The sequence below is a fragment of the Streptomyces sp. NPDC058812 genome (genome assembly GCF_042744565.1).
Lineage (GTDB): Bacteria > Actinomycetota > Actinomycetes > Streptomycetales > Streptomycetaceae > Streptomyces > Streptomyces thinghirensis.
Genome location: NZ_JBHYOB010000012.1, coordinates 136,585 through 153,402 on the forward strand (window position 1 = coordinate 136,585; position 16,818 = coordinate 153,402).

Consider the following 16,818-nt stretch of genomic DNA (forward strand, 5'->3'; position numbering starts at 1 on the left):
AGGTGCGGATCCATGGGTGGCGAGAGCACGACACGTACGGTCCCGCGGGGTGGCGGCGCGAACAAGGGCCCGGCGGGCAGCCGGACCGGGCAGCGGCTGTCCGGGCTCGCCGTGGCGCTGGGCCTGGTGCTGTTCCTCGGCGGCTTCGTCTGGGGAGCGGTGGTCTACCGCCCCTACACCGTGCCGACCAGTTCGATGACGCCGACGATCGACGCCGGTGACCGGGTGCTGGCGCAGCGCATCGACGGCACCGACGTCCGCCGCGGCGATGTCGTCGTCTTCAAGGACACGACCTGGGCCAACGCCCCGATGGTCAAGCGCGTGGTCGCGGTCGGCGGGGACACCGTCGCCTGCTGCCAGGAGGGCAAGCTCAAGGTCAACGGCAAGGTTGTCGACGAGCCCTACCTGCCCGCCGGTACGCCGGCCGAGATCAGCAACTTCCCGACCGTGACGGTCCCCGAGGGCCGCCTGTTCCTGCTCGGCGACGAGCGGGACAACTCCGTGGACTCCACCGCCCACCTCACCGACGCCGCCGGCGGCACCGTGTCGCGCGGTGCCGTGGACGCCCGCGTCGACGCCGTGGTCTGGCCCATGAACGGCATGTTGGAGCGGCCGACCGGCTTCGAGGCGCTGGGCGGCCTCTCCTCGCCGGGCCCGCTGCGGACGGTCGTCGCGCTGGTGATCGCCGGCGCCGTGCTGATCCTCGTCGGCGCCGCCTACGGCCCCTTCGCCAAGCGGGCCGCGGCCTCCCGTGCCCGCACCGGAACGAGGCCCAGCGGTGTCCGCTGAGGCGACCCGGGCCGGGCACGACTCCTACGAGGGCGGGCTGCGCAGGGTGGCCCGGGTGGTGCTGCTCGACCCCGAGGACCGCATCCTGCTGCTGCACGGGCATGAACCGGACGATCCGGCCGACGACTGGTGGTTCACCCCGGGCGGCGGCGTGGAGGGCGACGAGACCCGTGAGGAGGCCGCTCGGCGGGAACTCGTCGAGGAGACCGGCATCACCGACATCGAGCTCGGCCCGGTGCTGTGGCGGCGCAGGTGCTCCTTCCCCTTCGCGGGCCGCCGCTGGGACCAGGACGAGTGGTACTACCTGGCCCGTACGACCCAGACCGCGACCGAGGCCGTGGGGTTGACCGAACTGGAGCGACGCAGCGTCGCCGGAGCGCGCTGGTGGACGTGTCGGGAACTGACCCGGGCGCATGAGACGGTGTATCCGACCAGACTCGCCGAGCTGCTGCGCAAGCTGCTCGACGAAGGTCCCCCCGCCGGACCGGTGACCCTGGACACCGAAATCGTCTAGGGGCTCACGGGACTGGCGCACAATGGTGGGACCGCACGGCTGAAGGGGAACATGCCATGAGCGCCGAGGACCTCGAGAAGTACGAGACCGAGATGGAGCTCAAGCTCTACCGGGAGTACCGCGACGTCGTCGGTCTGTTCAAATACGTGATCGAGACCGAGCGGCGCTTCTACCTCACCAACGACTACGAGATGCAGGTGCACTCGGTCCAGGGTGAGGTGTTCTTCGAGGTGTCCATGGCCGATGCCTGGGTGTGGGACATGTACCGGCCGGCCCGGTTCGTGAAGCAGGTGCGGGTGTTGACGTTCAAGGACGTGAACATCGAGGAGCTGAACAAGAGCGATCTGGAGCTTCCCGGCGGCTGAGACTCGGCGAGAAACCGACAGATATCACTCGTGTGGGTGACAAGGTTGTCCACAGCCGCCTGACCGTCCACCAAGATCCAAAGGCTCGCTGAGCAGGCCTCATCGTTGGCGCCGGAGGTGGTGCCGACATGAACGCACAAGGTGCGCTGGGCAAGTACGGCGAGACACTCGCCGCCCGCAGGCTGACCGGGGCCGGCATGACGGTCCTGGAGCGCAACTGGCGCTGCGGCAGGACCGGCGAGATCGACATCGTGGCCCGGGACGGTGACGTCCTGGTGGTCTGCGAGGTCAAGACGCGCAGGGGCGGCTCCTTCGAGCACCCGATGGCCGCGGTGACTCCCGAGAAGGCGGAGCGGCTGCGGCGGCTCGCCGAGCGCTGGATCCAGACCCACGGAGGGGCTCCGCCCGGCGGAGTCCGCATCGACCTGGTCGGTGTCCTCCTCCCGCGGCGCGGTGCCCCCGCGGTCGAGCACGCGCGGGGGGTGGCGTGATGGGGTTCGCCCGTACGTGCTCCGTGGCGCTCGTCGGCGTCGAGGGCGTGGTGGTCGAGGTCCAGGCCGACCTCGAACCAGGTGTCGCGGCGTTCACCCTGGTCGGGCTGCCGGACAAGAGTCTGACCGAGAGCCGGGACCGGGTACGGGCCGCTGTGGTCAACTCGGGCGCCGAGTGGCCGCAGAAGAAGCTGACGGTGGGCCTCAGCCCCGCGTCGGTGCCGAAGAGCGGCAGTGGATTCGACCTCGCCGTCGCGGCCGCGGTCCTCGGCGCCGCCGAGCGCATCGATCCCCGCGTGCTCGCCGACATCCTGATGATCGGGGAGCTGGGCCTGGACGGACGGGTGCGGCCCGTGCGGGGCATCCTGCCGGCGGTCCTGGCCGCGGCGGAGGCCGGCTACGAACAGGTGGTCGTCCCGGAGTGCGCCGCTGCCGAGGCGTCCCTGGTGCCCGGAGTGTCGGTGCTCGGCGTACGCAGCCTGCGCCAGCTGATCGCCGTCCTCGCCGACGAGCCCGTTCCGGAGGAGGAAGCGGACCAGCGGGGTCGGCCCGACCCGCTCCTCGCCGGGCTGCGCATGCCCGGCACGGGCGCCGCCACCGGGATGCACAGCATGGGCGCGGCTCAGCAGGAACACGACATCGACCTCGCCGACGTCGTGGGCCAGACCTCGGCGCGCACGGCGGTCGAGGTCGCCGCGGCAGGCGGCCACCACCTGTTCCTCGAGGGGCCGCCCGGCGCGGGGAAGACCATGCTCGCCGAGCGCCTTCCCGCCATCCTGCCCCGGCTCTGCCGGGCGGAGTCGCTGGAGGTCACCGCGGTGCACTCGGTGGCGGGCCTGCTGCCGCCGGGCAAGCCCCTGATCGACGTCGCCCCCTACTGCGCACCGCATCACTCCGCCACGATGCAGGCCCTCGTCGGGGGCGGCCCCGGCATCGGGCGGCCCGGAGCCGTCTCGCTGGCACATCGAGGCGTCCTGTTTCTGGACGAGACCCCGGAGTTCAGCAGCCACGCGCTCGACGCCCTGCGCCAGCCGCTGGAGGCCGGGCACGTCGTCATCGCGCGCAGCGCTGGCGTGGTGCGGTTCCCGGCACGGTTCCTGATGGTGCTCGCGGCAAATCCCTGCCCGTGCGGACGGTTCTCGCAGAAGGAGGACCTGTGCGAGTGCTCGCCCTCGGCGATCCGCCGATACCAGGCCAGGCTGTCCGGCCCGCTGCTCGACCGGGTCGACCTCCGGGTCGAGGTGGAGCGGATCACGCGCAGCCAACTGGCGGGGGTCGATCCCCGAGGTGACACGACCGCGACGGTCGCCGACCGGGTGCGGGCCGCCCGGGACCGGGCGGCCGCGCGTCTCGCGGGCACCCCGTGGCGGTCCAACAGCGAGGTGCCCGGACGGGAGCTCCGCAGCCGCTGGTACGCGGCGCCCGGGGCGCTGGAGGACGCGGAACGCAGCCTGGAAAGGGGCGTCCTCACCGCCCGAGGCCTCGACCGCGTCCTGCGCGTCGCCTGGACCGTCGCCGATCTCGTCGGCCACGACCGGCCCGACGCGAGCGACGTCGCCCTGGCACTGCAACTGCGCACGGGGGTGCCGAGGGGCGTTCCCATGGCCCTTGGAGCGCTGACGTGACCGGGGGCGGCGCCATGGCCGGGGAGGACGCCATGGCCGGGGACGGCGCCGTCGCCAAGGGCGGTGAACCGGCTGCGGACGACGTCGTGATCAAGGACGACGCCGATGCGGCGGGCGACGTCGAGAACAGGGCGGACGCAGGATGGCGGGGCGACGCCGCTGATGGGGACGATGCCGTGCCCGGGGGCGACACCGCATCCCGGAGCGACGTCCTGACCGGGGACGACGGCGCGGCCCAGGACGACGCCGTGCCGTGGGACGACGCCGTGCCGCGGGGCGGTATCGCCATCAGGGGCGATGCCGTGAGCAGGCGCGACGGCCCGGGACGTGGAGACAGCCCGGCCCGTGGAGATGACCTAGCCCGTGGACACGACCTGGCCCGTCGAGACGTCCCGGCCCGTCGAGGCGACCCGGCCGGCTGCGACGTCGAGGCGTCGGGCGGCGAGCCGGCGGACGACGAGGTGCTCGGGCGGGTCTTTCTCACCCGGGTCGTCGAGCCCGGCGACGAGACCGGTGGACGGTGGGTGCGGGAGCGCGGAGTCGCGGACGTGGTGCGGCGGCTGCGTGCGGGCGGGCGTGCCCTGCCGGGGGTGAGCGAGAAACGGTGGGCCGGCCTGTGTGCCAGGGCGGGCCGGGCCGAGCCGCGCCGGGACCTCGCCGTCGCCAGGGCGGCTGGGGTGCGGTTCGTGGCTCCCGGGACGGCCGAGTGGCCGCGGCAGCTCGACGACCTCGGGGACGCCAGGCCCCTCGGGCTGTGGGTGCGCGGCAGGCCCAGTCTGCGTATGTGGGCGCTGAGGTCGGTGGCCGTCGTCGGAGCCCGCGCCTGCACCGAGTACGGCGCCCACATGGCGGCCACCCTCGCCGCCGGGCTCGCCGAACGCGGCTGGGTCGTGGTGTCCGGCGGCGCCTACGGGGTCGACGGCGCCGCCCACCGGGGCGCCCTCGGCGCGGGCGGCGCCACCGCAGCCGTCCTCGCCTGCGGCGTCGACCGCCCCTACCCGCCAGGGCACACAGGGCTGATCACCAGGATCGCGGAACAGGGACTGGTCGTCGGGGAGCTGCCACCGGGCGATCACCCGACGCCCAGCAGGTTCATCCTGCGCAACCGCGTGATCGCCGCGCTCACCCGCGGCACAGTGGTCGTCGAGGCCGCCTACCGCAGCGGCTCGCTGGTCACGGCCCGGGCGGCCCAGCGCCTCGGCCGGCACACGATGGGCGTGCCGGGGCCGGCCACCAGCGCGCTGTCGGCGGGGGTGCACGAGTTGCTGCGCGGCGACGCGGTGCTCGTCAGCGACGCAGCCGAGGTCGTGGAACTGGTCGGCGACATGGGTGAGCTGCCCCCGGACCGGCGCGGGCCAGTGCTCCCCACCGACCTGCTGGAACCCCGCACCCGCCAGGTGCTGGCCGGGCTCCCCGCACGTGGAGCGGCGGGGGCGGCCGAGGTGGCGCGACGCGCACAGACCACGCAGGACGACGCGATCGCGAGACTGTACGAGCTTCGAGCGCTTGGTTACGTCGAACGACACGGCGACGGCTGGAAGTTGACACGCCAGGCGATGATCTCGGTCCGCGGTGGCCGGAGCCCTTGTTGACCGACCGTGTTCGGCCGTCCGGGGGAACCCCGACGCCCTTGGGAATTCTGGCAGTTGGGGTATTCGAGTGATCACGCAGAGCGATCATCGTCCCCCCTGGAGGGCGTTCAGCGGAACGTATCTGCGTACGGGCCCACCCCGCTCTTCGCACACCGCGACTGTCCAGTCACGCTACGCTCACGAGGACCCCCACGCAGACAGCAGACCGGCGGCCTCACCAAGGCACACCAACATCACGGCAGAACGGCACAAGGCGACGAATGCCCCAGCACACCTCCGGGTCCGACCGGGCGGCGATCCCCCCAGCCGCCCGCGACGGTGGCAGCGTGCGACCGCCCGCCCCCTCGACGCTCGACGAGCTGTGGCGGTCGTACAAGGCGACGGGGGACGAGCGGCTGCGGGAACAGCTGATCCTGCACTACTCGCCCCTCGTGAAGTACGTGGCGGGCCGGGTGAGCGTGGGGCTGCCGCCCAACGTCGAACAGGCCGACTTCGTCTCCTCGGGGGTGTTCGGACTGATCGACGCGATCGAGAAGTTCGACGTCGACCGGGAGATCAAGTTCGAGACGTACGCGATCACCCGGATCCGGGGCGCGATGATCGACGAGTTGCGGGCGCTGGACTGGATCCCCCGGTCGGTCCGGCAGAAGGCGCGGAACGTGGAGCGCGCGTACGCGACGCTGGAGGCCCGGCTGCGCCGCACCCCGTCGGAGAGCGAGGTGGCCGTCGAGATGGGGATCGCGGTGGAGGACCTCCACGCGGTCTTCAGCCAGTTGTCGCTGGCCAACGTGGTGGCACTGGAGGAGCTGCTGCACGCCGGAGGTGAGGGCGGGGACCGGCTGAGCCTCATGGACACGTTGGAGGACACCGCCGCCGACAACCCGGTGGAGGTCGCCGAGGACCGGGAACTGCGGCGGTTCCTGGCGCGGGCGATCAACACGCTGCCGGAGCGGGAGAAGACCGTCGTCACCCTGTATTACTACGAGGGACTCACGCTCGCCGAGATCGGGAACGTGCTCGGCGTGACGGAGAGCCGGGTCAGCCAGATCCACACCAAGTCGGTGTTGCAACTGCGCGCCAAGCTGGCAGGCTTTGGTCGCTGACCTGGCCTTATGGCATGCGATCGACTCCTTCGGTGACCCTGTCGGCGGTCGTGCGGTCGGGTGAGTGACTCCCGTACCGGGTGGCGCGTCCGTAAAGTGGTGGCGTGCCAAGGATTCGAGCGGCCTCCGTGGCCGAGCACCGGTCGATGCAGCGTGCCGCCCTGCTGGACGCGGCACGCTCCCTGCTGTCCGACGGCGGGACGGAGGCGCTGACCTTCCCCGCCCTCGCCGAACGGACGGGTCTGGCCCGGTCGTCCGTCTATGAGTACTTCCGGTCGCGGGCGGCGGTCGTCGAGGAGCTGTGCGCCGTCGACTTCCCGGTCTGGGCCGCGGAGGTCGAGGCGGCGATGGAACGCGAGGCGGCCCCCGAGGCCAAGGTCGAGGCGTATGTGCGCAAGCAGCTCGACCTCGTCGGGGACCGGCGGCACCGCGCCGTTGTGGCCATCTCCGCGAGCGAACTCGACGCCGGCGCGCGGGAGAAGATCCGGGCGGCGCACGGCGGGCTGATCGCGATGATCGTCGAGGCGCTGGGGGAGATAGGGCACGGGCAGCCGCGGCTGGCGGCGATGCTGCTGCAGGGGGTCGTGGACGCGGCCGTGCGGCGGATCGAGCTGGGAGCGGCGGAGGAGCCGGCGGCGATCACGGAGGCGGCGGTTTCCATGGCGTTGCGGGGCGTTCGGGGCTGATCGCCGGGGGCGGTCGAGAACCTCGGCGTCTCTGGGGCGCGGTCTCTCGGTCACGGGACGAGTGCGCGGCCCGGCGGTCCGGGGTGCCGCTCGTGCCCACCCCTGCCATCCCTGCCACCTCTGCCACCTCTGCCATCCCTGCCACCTCTGCCGCGCTCGCGGCGCGACCGTCCGCGGGCTGCGGAAGCGGGACTCCGAGGACCGGCAGCAGCCTCGACGGGCCCCCGTCGAGCAGCCGCGGTGGGAGCAGGGACAGCGGGTCGAGATAGACGTCGCCCCGCAGCAGGCCCCAGTGCAGGCAGGCCGGGCAGTGGGAGCCCGTCGGCCGTACCGTGCCGAGTACCTCGCCCGCCGCGACCTCGTCTCCCTTCTTCACCGAGGCCTCGACCGGCTCGTACGTCGTCCGCAGTGGCGGATCACCCGTCCCCGTCAGTTCCAGCGAGACGACGCCCCTGCCCGCCACCTGCCCCGCGAACGACACCCTTCCCGCTGCCACCGCCCGTACCGGTGTCCCGTCCACCGCGGCGAGGTCCACGCCGCGGTGGCCAGGGCCGTACGGCGTCGCCGGAGGCTCCCAGCCCCGTAGGACCGCGGGCCGGGTACCGACCGGCCAGAGGCGGGCCACGGCCGGCACCGCCGGATCCAGGGCCCGCCCGGTGTCCGTGGCCGCCACCGCCACCGCCACTGTCGCCGTCGGCACCGCTACCGTCGCCGGTCGCGTCGCCCCCCTGGCCAGAACGGTCAGCAGCAGCACCACACACGTACACGCGCCCACACATCGCCTCGCTCGCATGTCAGAACCGTCCCGCACCAGGGCCGATAGCCGTCCGACCCTGTGGACCGCTTCCCGCTTGTGGACAGCCGCGTCACCCGGTACCCCGCGGGTCCCGTACACTTCTGATGGCGATCCGGGTCACCGGGTCGACTTCGCACGCCCCGACACGACGCCGCCCAAGGCTCGTGTCAGCGCCCCTCGGTCCCTAGTGGCACGGCGCATCGCGGGCGTCAGGCGCGGGAGCCGTCCGGCTACCGCGGCACAACCGAGAACTCGAGGAGATACGGCCATGGCCGTCGTCACGATGCGGGAGCTGCTGGAAAGCGGCGTCCACTTCGGTCACCAGACCCGTCGTTGGAACCCGAAGATGAAGCGGTTCATCTTCACGGAGCGCAACGGCATCTACATCATCGACCTGCTCCAGTCGCTGTCGTACATCGACCGCGCCTACGAGTTCGTCAAGGAGACCGTCGCCCACGGCGGCACGGTCATGTTCGTCGGCACGAAGAAGCAGGCGCAGGAGGCCATCGCCGAGCAGGCCACCCGCGTCGGCATGCCCTACGTCAACCAGCGCTGGCTGGGCGGCATGCTCACCAACTTCTCGACCGTCTACAAGCGCCTGCAGCGCCTGAAGGAGCTCGAGCAGATCGACTTCGAGGATGTGGCCGCGTCCGGCCTCACCAAGAAGGAGCTGCTCGTCCTCTCCCGCGAGAAGGCCAAGCTGGAGAAGACCCTCGGCGGTATCCGCGAGATGTCCAAGGTGCCCAGCGCCGTCTGGATCGTGGACACCAAGAAGGAGCACATCGCGGTCGGCGAGGCCCGGAAGCTCAACATCCCGGTCGTCGCCATCCTCGACACCAACTGCGACCCCGACGAGGTCGACTACAAGATCCCGGGCAACGACGACGCGATCCGCTCCGTCACCCTGCTCACCCGCGTGATCGCCGACGCCGTCGCCGAGGGCCTCATCGCCCGCTCCGGCGCCGCTGCCGGCGACAAGGGTGACAAGGCCGCCGGCGAGCCGCTCGCCGCGTGGGAGCGCGACCTGCTCGAGGGCGAGAAGGCCGAGAAGAAGGACGACGCCGAGACCGCCGAGAAGCCCGCCGAGGCTCCGGCTGCCGAGGCCGCCCCCGCCGCCGAGGCCCCCGCCGCCGAGGCTGCGGCCACCGAGGCCCCGGCCGAAGAGGCGCCCGCCGCCGAGGCTCCGGCCGCCGAGGGCGAGCAGGCCTGACCGTCCCGTCGGCGTCGACGGCGGGAGCGGTGACATGAGATCCGCTCCCGCCGTTCACCCGTAGGCCGGTGGAGGGACACGGACCTGCAGCTCCATGGAGGTCCGTGTTCCCGCAAGATCTTCGATCTTCCAGACTTCCAGAAAGATTCACAGACTCATGGCGAACTACACCGCCGCCGACGTCAAGAAGCTTCGTGAGCTCACCGGCGCCGGCATGATGGACTGCAAGAAGGCGCTGGACGAGGCCGACGGCAGCGTCGAGAAGGCCGTCGAGGCGCTCCGCATCAAGGGTCAGAAGGGCGTCGCCAAGCGCGAAGGCCGTTCTGCCGAGAACGGCGCCGTCGTCTCGATCATCGCCGACGACAACACCTCGGGTGTCCTCGTCGAGCTGAAGTGCGAGACGGACTTCGTCGCCAAGGGCGACAAGTTCCAGAACGTCGCCAAGGCCATCGCCGAGCACGTCGCCAAGGCCGCCCCGGCCGACATTGAGGCGCTCCTCGCCTCCGAGATCGAGCCCGGCAAGACCGTGCAGGCGTTCGTGGACGAGGCCAACGCCAACCTCGGCGAGAAGATCGTCCTGGACCGCTTCGCGCAGTTCTCCGGCGGCTTCGTGACCGCGTACATGCACCGCACGATGCCCGACCTGCCCCCGCAGATCGGTGTCCTCGTCGAGCTGGACAAGCAGACCGACGAGGCCGCTGCGATCGCCAAGGGCGTCGCCCAGCACATCGCCGCCTTCGCGCCGAAGTACCTCTCCAAGGAGGACGTCCCGGCCGAGGTCGTCGAGTCCGAGCGCCGCGTCGCCGAGGAGACCACCCGCGCCGAGGGCAAGCCCGAGGCCGCCCTGCCGAAGATCGTCGAGGGTCGCCTCAACGGCTTCTTCAAGGACGCCACGCTGCTGGGCCAGCCCTACGCGCTGGACAACAAGAAGTCCGTCCAGAAGGTGCTGGACGAGGCCGGTGTCACCCTGAAGCGCTTCTCGCGCATCAAGGTCGGCATCTGAGTCCGTACCGCGACGGACGCGCGACCCCGGTAGGGTCGACAGCAGTCGTCGGCGCCGTTCGCGTACGCCGTTGCGTACGCGCGCGTGGCGGCGGACGACAGCAGAACTGACGAGGAGGCCATTGCCGCGTATGGGATGCGAAACACGCCCCCACCGGCAGTGGCCTTCTTCGTGTGTGTGACCCACGTAAAAGAGGCGAGATCTCCATGACCACCAAGGCCGACAAGAGCGACGACGGCAAAGTTTGCGGCCGCTTCATGCTGAAGCTGTCCGGAGAGGCCTTCTCCGGCGGTGGGGGCCTGGGCGTCGACCCCGACGTGGTGCACGCCATCGCCCGTGAGATCGCGGCCGTCGTCCGGGACGGCGCGCAGATCGCGATCGTCATCGGCGGCGGGAACTTCTTCCGTGGCGCCGAGCTGCAGGTACGCGGCATGGACCGCGCCCGCTCCGACTACATGGGCATGCTCGGCACCGTGATGAACTGCCTGGCCCTCCAGGACTTCCTGGAGAAGGAGGGCGTCGACTGCCGCGTGCAGACCGCCATCACCATGGGCCAGGTCGCCGAGCCGTACATCCCGCTGCGCGCCGTGCGCCACCTGGAGAAGGGCCGCGTGGTCATCTTCGGCGCCGGTATGGGCATGCCCTACTTCTCCACCGACACCACCGCCGCCCAGCGCGCCCTCGAGATCGACGCCGAGGCCCTGCTCATGGGCAAGAACGGCGTGGACGGGGTCTACGACTCCGACCCGAAGACCAACCCGGACGCCGTGAAGTTCGACGCGCTCGGGTACGGCGAGGTCATCACCCGTGACCTGAAGGTCGCCGACGCGACGGCCGTCACGCTCTGCCGCGACAACAGCCTCCCGATCGTGGTCTTCGAGCTTCTGAAGGAGGGCAATATCGCCCGCGCCGTCAAGGGTGAGAAGATCGGCACGCTTGTGGGTGACCAAGGCAGCCGGGACTGACCGGAGAAGCACCCCCTGTCCGCGGACGCCACCTGTCCGGGGGACGGACGGGACGGGACCGGACCGGGGGATGGACAATGTCCCGCCGGTCGGGAACCGTGCAGGAAGAACGCGACGCAGCCGGCCGCCGGCCCGACAGGGAACCGCAGCCGGGCCTACTCAAGACACGCAGGAGCAAGTGGTGATCGAAGAGACCCTCCTCGAGGCCGAGGAGAAGATGGAGAAGGCCGTCGTGGTCGCCAAGGAGGACTTCGCCGCGATCCGCACCGGCCGTGCGCACCCGGCGATGTTCAACAAGATCGTGGCCGACTACTACGGCGCGCTGACGCCGATCAACCAGCTGGCCTCGTTCTCCGTGCCCGAGCCGCGCATGGCCGTGGTGACCCCCTTCGACAAGAGCGCCCTGCGCAACATCGAACAGGCGATCCGCGACTCCGACCTGGGCGTCAACCCGAGCAACGACGGAAACATCATCCGGGTGGTGTTCCCCGAGCTCACCGAGGAGCGCCGCCGCGACTACATCAAGGTCGCCAAGAGCAAGGCCGAGGACGCCAAGGTCTCGATCCGCTCCGTGCGCCGCAAGGCCAAGGACGCCATCGACAAGATGGTCAAGGACGGCGACGTCGGCGAGGACGAGGGCCGCCGCGCGGAGAAGGAGCTCGACGACACCACCGCCAAGTACGTCGCCCAGGTGGACGAGCTCCTGAAGCACAAGGAAGCGGAGCTGCTCGAGGTCTGATGAACGACTCTTCCTGGGGAGCGCCGCCACAAGCCGGGTACTGGGGGGCGTCCGACCAGGGGCCTGTCCAGGGGGCTGCCCCGGCGGGTCCCGCGTACGATGCGCACTACGCGCAGCAGACTCGCCCCATGCCCATCGTGCCCGACGTACCCGAACACGGCGGAGACCAGGATGACGGCCAGGGGGCCGCTCGGCTGAGCGGCCCCCTGTTCCGAGACGAGCCGTTCCGCGACGACACGTATCGCGGCGAGAATCCGTCGGCGCAGCCGTATGCGGCGGTGCCGCAGAATCCGGAGCCCATGCCCGACGTCCCCCAGCCGGCGCAGCCGCAGCCGCAGAAGAAGACCGCGGGGCGCGATCTGGGTGCCGCGATAGGGGTAGGCGTAGGGCTCGGCGCGGTGATCGTCGCGTCGCTGTTCGTCGTCAAGGCCGTCTTCGTCGGTGTGGTCGCGGTCGCCGTCGTGGTGGGCCTGTGGGAGCTGACCAAGCGGCTGGAGGAGCGCAAGGGCATCAAGGCGCCCCTCGTGCCGCTCGCGATCGGCGGCGCGGCGATGGTGGTCGCCGGGTACGTGCGGGGTGCCGAGGGTGCGTGGGTCGCCATGGCGCTCACGGCGCTGGCGGTCCTCGTATGGCGGATGACCGAGCCGCCGGAGGGCTATCTCAAGGACGTCACGGCGGGACTCTTCGCCGCGTTCTACGTGCCTTTCCTGGCCACGTTCGTCGCGATGATGCTCATGGCGGACGACGGTGCGTGGCGGGTCCTGGTCTTCCTGGTGCTGACGGTCGTCAGCGACACCGGCGCCTACGCCGTCGGCTGGCGCTTCGGCAAGACCAAGCTCGCCCCGCGCATCAGCCCCGGCAAGACCCGTGAGGGCCTGCTCGGAGCGGTGGCGTTCGCGATGGTGGCCGGCGCGCTGTGCATGCAGTTCGTGATCGACGACGGCACCTGGTGGCAGGGCCTGCTGCTCGGCCTCGCGGTCGCCGTCAGCGCCACGCTGGGCGACCTCGGCGAGTCCATGATCAAGCGGGACCTCGGCATCAAGGACATGGGCACGCTGCTCCCGGGCCACGGCGGCATCATGGACCGCCTGGACTCGCTGCTGCCGACGGCGCCGGTGGTGTGGCTGCTGTTGGTGATCTTCGTCGGGTCCGGCTGACGGCCCGGTCGTCTTCTTGGCGGGTAAGGCCCGCCGTCCCCTGGGCGGCGGGCCTTACCCGTGTCCAGGGCACAGCCGGTCACCGCACATACGGCGACAGCGGTCACCCGGCAGCGGTCAGGCGGCGCCGCAGCTCCGCCTCCGAGACGTCCTCGATGTGGGTCAGAAACACCCACATGTGGCCCGAAGGGTCCTTGAGGATGACGGTGCGGTCACCGTGGAACATGTCCTTCGGCGGCTGGAGGATCTCCGCGCCGGCGGCCTCTGCTCGCTCCGCCAGGCTGTCGACGTCCGGCACGAAGACGTGCAACGTGACGGACGTGCCTCCACCCAGCGAGGCCGGTGCGGCGAAGGAGGCGGCCTCCGCCTCGTCCCCGCTGGCGTCGCCCAGCATCAGGGTCGACCGCCCGATGGTGATCTCGGCGTGCATGACCCCACCGCCCGGGGCATCGATCCTGAAGTTCTCACGGGCGCCGAACGCCCGCTGGTAGAAGTCGATCGCCGCGGCGGCGTCGTCGACCATGATGTGCGGGATCACGGCATAGCGGTAGCGGTCGGGGATCTCGAAGTGGGCTGTGTGCTCGCTCATGGCGAACCTCCTCGAAGGGACGCTGATCGGTTCCTGGGGCTTTGAATGGAGCCTAAAAGCTCAAGTTTGGTTCAGGTCAAGCGTCGATGTGGCGCTGCTGGATCTGCCTGAACGGCACCCACAGGCCCTGCCTCGCCGGTCGAAGTCACAACGCCGATCCGGGCGCTCGGTCAGGCCAGGCTTGGCCGAGCGCACCCTCCGCCCATCCCGCGATCTCGCCCTGACGGAGCCCGCACCCGGCGCCCACGTCCACCATGGGCGCCGGTGGCGCTGGGGGAGTGCTGCACGGACCGCCTGAACCTGGGCGGGCAGCCACGGCACGAGGCCCGCACGTCACCGTAGATGTCCCGCGTGTAGCCGCCACTCACGGCCGCTCCTGCTCGGCGCTCCCGACTCCGAAGCGGTCCGCCAGCGTGGCGAAGAGGAGGGCAATGGAGGCGACCTGGCCGATCAGGGCGTCCAGCATCGGCGAGTCTTCCCGCTCATAGACGGCCAGCTCTGCCGAGAGCCCGCGTTGCTCCGCCTCGTACACGGCTCCGGAGTGATGAGCGACCAGCGCACCAGGCGCGCCGGCGCACCCAGCGATTCGAGGTGCCGGGCACCGTCAGCGGCACGGTTCAGACTTTCTCCCCGTCATCAAGGCGGCTCGCTCCGCTCCCCGCACGCGGCAATCGGCCACCTGACGCCAGCGAGGAGGTACATCGCGGCTGGAGCGGTCGGTTCCGTGGCTTTACGCAGCCACTTTGGCGCGAGCCTCGCAGATCATGGCCCAACGTCGTGCGAGTTACTCTCGGCGGACTCATGAGCGCGGTCCGCGATGGCAAGGAATCTGCTCTTTCTCCTTGACTCCGCAGCTTCCAGCAAGCCCGCCCATCCTGACCTGCCTTGGTCCCAGTACTGCTTCCCCACGTCGCCGCTGAAGAACGTTCTCAGGTTCACCTCCAATTGCGCTTCATTTACGTCTTCGGTAATGAACGAGGAGTAGTACCAAGAGAAAATAAGGTTGGCGAACATCAGCTGCCTGGATCTTTCGTTGCTCTCGTGGCTCGCGATGTCGCCCCAGCATTGAGCCAACGAAATATCGTTAATTGACATTCCGATCAGCTCTCGATGCTGTGCCCTCATGCTTTCATCCTGCGAAATCTTCATTTGCCGGGATTGGAATCTCAGTGCAGCCGCAACGACGGCAAGCGAAATTGTAGATATGATGAGCGATACAACTGTTGCTATCTCGTCCATATGCCGGTCCCCTTCTGTCCACGACTTCCGCACTCGTCACTGCCCAAGGTATGTGTCGCTTCAAACGATCAGCGTGGACAGCTGCCCTTCGTGGGCGTGTCACGCAGATGGACTGGGGATCGGCGGAAGGGGGATTACGTGTCTGTACCGGATACTCACGCGGTGGGGCCGTCGGCCTGGGCCGTCGCAAGGTTCGGGCAGCATGCCGGCGCGGTCGCCGCTGCCGTTCCAGAGCAGCTGGCCAAGGCGCACGCGAAAGCTCATGCCGCGCACCTCGCAGCAGGGCTGAGGAAGCGGAGTCCTTACGGGTCGCCCTGGCGAGGGAGCCGGGGGAGTCCGTGCGGGACGTCCGCGGGTACGAATATGCGGTGATCAACGGTACTCGCCGTCGGCCGTTGGGCGCACGGGCCGCAGTCACCGGACGAGCTGGGAGCCTCCATGTGACTCGTCTGTGTGTTCTTTGCTGCGGACGCCGAGAAGGGCAGCCACGTCATTGCCTGGTCGCTGCGGTCGTGTCGGCGGAGCCCTGGGCCGTCTCTGGGCCGTCCGAGGCCGCTCAGTGGTGACCGGAGGCGACTACTGACGACAGTCGTAGCGACCGACCCCCGCAGGTCACCCATGTGGATCTGCGACACTGGGAAGGTCATGCCTAAGCCCGGAGAACTCACATTCATCGCCCCCCGCGGAGCCAAGAAGCCGCCGCGGCACCTCGCCGACCTCACGCCCGCCGAGCGCAAGGAGGCCGTCGCCGCGATCGGCGAGAAGCCGTTCCGTGCGAAGCAGCTCTCGCAGCACTACTTCGCGCGGTACGCGCACGACCCCGAGCAGTGGACCGACATCCCCGCCGGCTCGCGCCAGGGGCTCCGGGAGGCGCTGCTGCCCGAGCTGATGTCGGTCGTGCGGCACCTGTCGACCGACCAGGGCACCACCCGCAAGACGCTGTGGAAGCTGTTCGACGGGACGCTCGTCGAGTCGGTCCTCATGCGCTACCCGGACCGGGTGACCATGTGCATCAGCTCCCAGGCGGGCTGCGGCATGAACTGCCCGTTCTGCGCCACGGGGCAGGCGGGCCTGGACCGGAATCTGTCCACCGCCGAGATCGTGCACCAGATCGTGGACGGGATGCGCGCCCTGCGGGACGGCGAGGTCCCCGGAGGACCGGCCCGGCTGAGCAACATCGTGTTCATGGGCATGGGCGAGCCCCTCGCCAACTACAATCGCGTCGTCGGTTCCATCCGGCGCCTCACCGACCCCGAGCCGGACGGACTGGGGCTCTCCCAGCGCGGCATCACGGTCTCCACGGTGGGCCTCGTGCCTGCCATACACCGCTTCACCGGCGAAGGCTTCAAGTGCCGTCTCGCCATCTCGCTGCACGCGCCCGACGACGAGCTGCGCGACACCCTCGTCCCCGTGAACACGCGCTGGAAGGTGCGTGAGGTGCTGGACGCCGGGTTCGAGTACGCGGCCACGTCCGGGCGCCGGCTCTCCATCGAGTACGCGCTGATCCGGGACATCAACGACCAGGCGTGGCGCGGTGACCGGCTCGGGCGGCTGCTCAAGGGCAGGCCCGTCCACGTCAACCTCATCCCGCTCAACCCCACGCCCGGCTCGAAGTGGACCGCGTCGCGGCCCGAGGACGAGAAGGCGTTCGTCGAGGCGATCGCGGCGCATGGTGTGCCGGTGACGATCCGGGACACCCGTGGGCAGGAGATCGACGGGGCGTGTGGTCAGCTCGCCGCGAGCGAGCGGTAACCTGACCGGCGTCGTACATCGTCGTACGACAGCTTCATAACTTCATACGGAAGTACGTCCGGAAGTACATCTTCATATTCCGACAGGGGAGCGCCACAGCGCTGAGAGTGCGGCACCGGCCGCAGACCCTCCGAACCTGGCCCAGGTCATTCTGGGTAGGGAGATCGGTCACCACTCGAGCTGTTGCGCCCTGCCCGGGACCC

17 protein-coding genes, 1 pseudogene and 1 riboswitch are annotated in these 16,818 nt (G+C 70.2%); of the genes and pseudogenes, 14 read left to right on the plus strand and 4 right to left on the minus strand.

Features of this window, described 5'->3' with window-relative positions; all coding sequences use genetic code 11:
- Window positions 1–12: 12 nt before the first annotated feature.
- The 8 genes from lepB (at window position 13) to ACFW48_RS24700 (ending at window position 7,165) form a co-directional block, all read left to right on the plus strand.
- Window positions 13–789 (plus strand): signal peptidase I, encoded by a 777-nt coding sequence (gene lepB, locus ACFW48_RS24665; RefSeq protein WP_386317917.1) that lies wholly within the window; start codon window positions 13–15, stop codon window positions 787–789.
- A complete protein-coding gene (locus ACFW48_RS24670; protein WP_386317919.1) occupies window positions 779–1,303 on the plus strand; it encodes an NUDIX hydrolase in 525 nt (174 codons plus the stop codon). The genes lepB and ACFW48_RS24670 overlap by 11 nt, the downstream gene beginning before the upstream one ends.
- A 56-nt stretch (window positions 1,304–1,359) precedes the next feature.
- Window positions 1,360–1,668: a DUF2469 domain-containing protein gene (locus ACFW48_RS24675; RefSeq protein WP_003965949.1), complete on the plus strand. Its 309-nt coding sequence runs from the start codon at window positions 1,360–1,362 to the stop codon at window positions 1,666–1,668.
- Window positions 1,669–1,796: 128 nt separating this feature from the next.
- Window positions 1,797–2,159, plus strand: a complete 363-nt coding sequence (locus tag ACFW48_RS24680) for a YraN family protein (RefSeq protein ID WP_386317922.1) — start codon at window positions 1,797–1,799, stop codon at window positions 2,157–2,159.
- Window positions 2,159–3,784, plus strand: a complete 1,626-nt coding sequence (locus ACFW48_RS24685; RefSeq protein ID WP_386317924.1) for a YifB family Mg chelatase-like AAA ATPase — start codon at window positions 2,159–2,161, stop codon at window positions 3,782–3,784. Before ACFW48_RS24680 ends, ACFW48_RS24685 begins: the two co-directional genes overlap by 1 nt.
- A gap of 461 nt (window positions 3,785–4,245) precedes the next feature.
- Window positions 4,246–5,376: a DNA-processing protein DprA gene (gene dprA, locus ACFW48_RS24690; protein ID WP_386318025.1), complete on the plus strand. Its 1,131-nt coding sequence runs from the start codon at window positions 4,246–4,248 to the stop codon at window positions 5,374–5,376.
- Window positions 5,377–5,636: 260 nt separating this feature from the next.
- Window positions 5,637–6,479 carry an RNA polymerase sigma factor WhiG gene (gene whiG, locus ACFW48_RS24695; protein WP_055421734.1) on the plus strand — a complete coding sequence of 281 codons (843 nt, stop codon included), beginning with the start codon at window positions 5,637–5,639 and terminating at the stop codon, window positions 6,477–6,479.
- 128 nt (window positions 6,480–6,607) lie between these two features.
- The gene (locus tag ACFW48_RS24700; RefSeq protein WP_386318027.1) at window positions 6,608–7,165 is read left to right on the plus strand and encodes a TetR/AcrR family transcriptional regulator; all 558 of its coding nucleotides are present in this window, start codon (window positions 6,608–6,610) and stop codon (window positions 7,163–7,165) included.
- A gap of 178 nt (window positions 7,166–7,343) precedes the next feature.
- Here ACFW48_RS24700 and ACFW48_RS24705 read toward each other — a convergent pair.
- A pseudogene (locus ACFW48_RS24705) lies at window positions 7,344–7,958 on the minus strand (M23 family metallopeptidase); the annotation flags it as partial.
- Between the two features lie 271 nt (window positions 7,959–8,229).
- Between ACFW48_RS24705 and rpsB the strand changes: the two are divergent.
- The 5 genes from rpsB (at window position 8,230) to ACFW48_RS24730 (ending at window position 13,035) form a co-directional block, all read left to right on the plus strand.
- The gene (rpsB, locus tag ACFW48_RS24710) at window positions 8,230–9,171 is read left to right on the plus strand and encodes a 30S ribosomal protein S2 (protein WP_386317926.1); all 942 of its coding nucleotides are present in this window, start codon (window positions 8,230–8,232) and stop codon (window positions 9,169–9,171) included.
- 157 nt (window positions 9,172–9,328) lie between these two features.
- A complete protein-coding gene (tsf, locus tag ACFW48_RS24715) occupies window positions 9,329–10,174 on the plus strand; it encodes a translation elongation factor Ts (protein ID WP_386317928.1) in 846 nt (281 codons plus the stop codon).
- A gap of 206 nt (window positions 10,175–10,380) precedes the next feature.
- Entirely contained in the window at window positions 10,381–11,139 is a 759-nt protein-coding gene (pyrH, locus tag ACFW48_RS24720; RefSeq protein ID WP_386317930.1) for a UMP kinase, read from the plus strand.
- Between the two features lie 181 nt (window positions 11,140–11,320).
- Window positions 11,321–11,878, plus strand: a complete 558-nt coding sequence (frr, locus tag ACFW48_RS24725; protein ID WP_210960347.1) for a ribosome recycling factor — start codon at window positions 11,321–11,323, stop codon at window positions 11,876–11,878.
- The gene (locus tag ACFW48_RS24730) at window positions 11,878–13,035 is read left to right on the plus strand and encodes a phosphatidate cytidylyltransferase (RefSeq protein ID WP_386317931.1); all 1,158 of its coding nucleotides are present in this window, start codon (window positions 11,878–11,880) and stop codon (window positions 13,033–13,035) included. The genes frr and ACFW48_RS24730 overlap by 1 nt, the downstream gene beginning before the upstream one ends.
- A 103-nt stretch (window positions 13,036–13,138) precedes the next feature.
- Here ACFW48_RS24730 and ACFW48_RS24735 read toward each other — a convergent pair whose 3' ends face one another.
- The 3 genes from ACFW48_RS24735 to ACFW48_RS24745 form a co-directional block, all read right to left on the minus strand.
- Window positions 13,139–13,624 (minus strand): VOC family protein, encoded by a 486-nt coding sequence (locus ACFW48_RS24735; protein ID WP_386317932.1) that lies wholly within the window; start codon window positions 13,622–13,624, stop codon window positions 13,139–13,141.
- A 364-nt stretch (window positions 13,625–13,988) separates the two neighbouring features.
- Window positions 13,989–14,156 carry a hypothetical protein gene (locus ACFW48_RS24740; RefSeq protein WP_386317933.1) on the minus strand — a complete coding sequence of 56 codons (168 nt, stop codon included), beginning with the start codon at window positions 14,154–14,156 and terminating at the stop codon, window positions 13,989–13,991.
- A gap of 230 nt (window positions 14,157–14,386) precedes the next feature.
- Window positions 14,387–14,863, minus strand: a complete 477-nt coding sequence (locus ACFW48_RS24745; RefSeq protein ID WP_386317934.1) for a DUF6082 family protein — start codon at window positions 14,861–14,863, stop codon at window positions 14,387–14,389.
- A gap of 645 nt (window positions 14,864–15,508) precedes the next feature.
- Between ACFW48_RS24745 and rlmN the strand changes: the two genes are divergently transcribed.
- Complete coding sequence (gene rlmN / locus ACFW48_RS24750; RefSeq protein ID WP_386317936.1) at window positions 15,509–16,615, plus strand: 23S rRNA (adenine(2503)-C(2))-methyltransferase RlmN; 1,107 nt, start codon at window positions 15,509–15,511, stop codon at window positions 16,613–16,615.
- Window positions 16,616–16,689: 74 nt separating this feature from the next.
- Window positions 16,690–16,795, plus strand: a riboswitch (TPP riboswitch).
- Window positions 16,796–16,818: the final 23 nt, after the last annotated feature.

Bases quoted from the DNA above. Each gene is read 5' to 3' on its own strand.
- pyrH (WP_386317930.1), top strand. From the start codon at position 10,381: ATGACCACCAAGGCCGACAAGAGCGACGACGGCAAAGTTTGCGGCCGC.
- ACFW48_RS24675 (WP_003965949.1), top strand. From the start codon at position 1,360: ATGAGCGCCGAGGACCTCGAGAAGTACGAGACCGAGATGGAGCTCAAG.
- rpsB (WP_386317926.1), top strand. From the start codon at position 8,230: ATGGCCGTCGTCACGATGCGGGAGCTGCTGGAAAGCGGCGTCCACTTC.
- whiG (WP_055421734.1), top strand. From the start codon at position 5,637: ATGCCCCAGCACACCTCCGGGTCCGACCGGGCGGCGATCCCCCCAGCC.
- ACFW48_RS24735 (WP_386317932.1), bottom strand. From the start codon at position 13,624: ATGAGCGAGCACACAGCCCACTTCGAGATCCCCGACCGCTACCGCTAT.
- ACFW48_RS24730 (WP_386317931.1), top strand. From the start codon at position 11,878: ATGAACGACTCTTCCTGGGGAGCGCCGCCACAAGCCGGGTACTGGGGG.
- ACFW48_RS24685 (WP_386317924.1), top strand. From the start codon at position 2,159: ATGGGGTTCGCCCGTACGTGCTCCGTGGCGCTCGTCGGCGTCGAGGGC.
- lepB (WP_386317917.1), top strand. From the start codon at position 13: ATGGGTGGCGAGAGCACGACACGTACGGTCCCGCGGGGTGGCGGCGCG.
- ACFW48_RS24680 (WP_386317922.1), top strand. From the start codon at position 1,797: ATGAACGCACAAGGTGCGCTGGGCAAGTACGGCGAGACACTCGCCGCC.
- ACFW48_RS24745 (WP_386317934.1), bottom strand. From the start codon at position 14,863: ATGGACGAGATAGCAACAGTTGTATCGCTCATCATATCTACAATTTCG.
- tsf (WP_386317928.1), top strand. From the start codon at position 9,329: ATGGCGAACTACACCGCCGCCGACGTCAAGAAGCTTCGTGAGCTCACC.
- rlmN (WP_386317936.1), top strand. From the start codon at position 15,509: ATGCCTAAGCCCGGAGAACTCACATTCATCGCCCCCCGCGGAGCCAAG.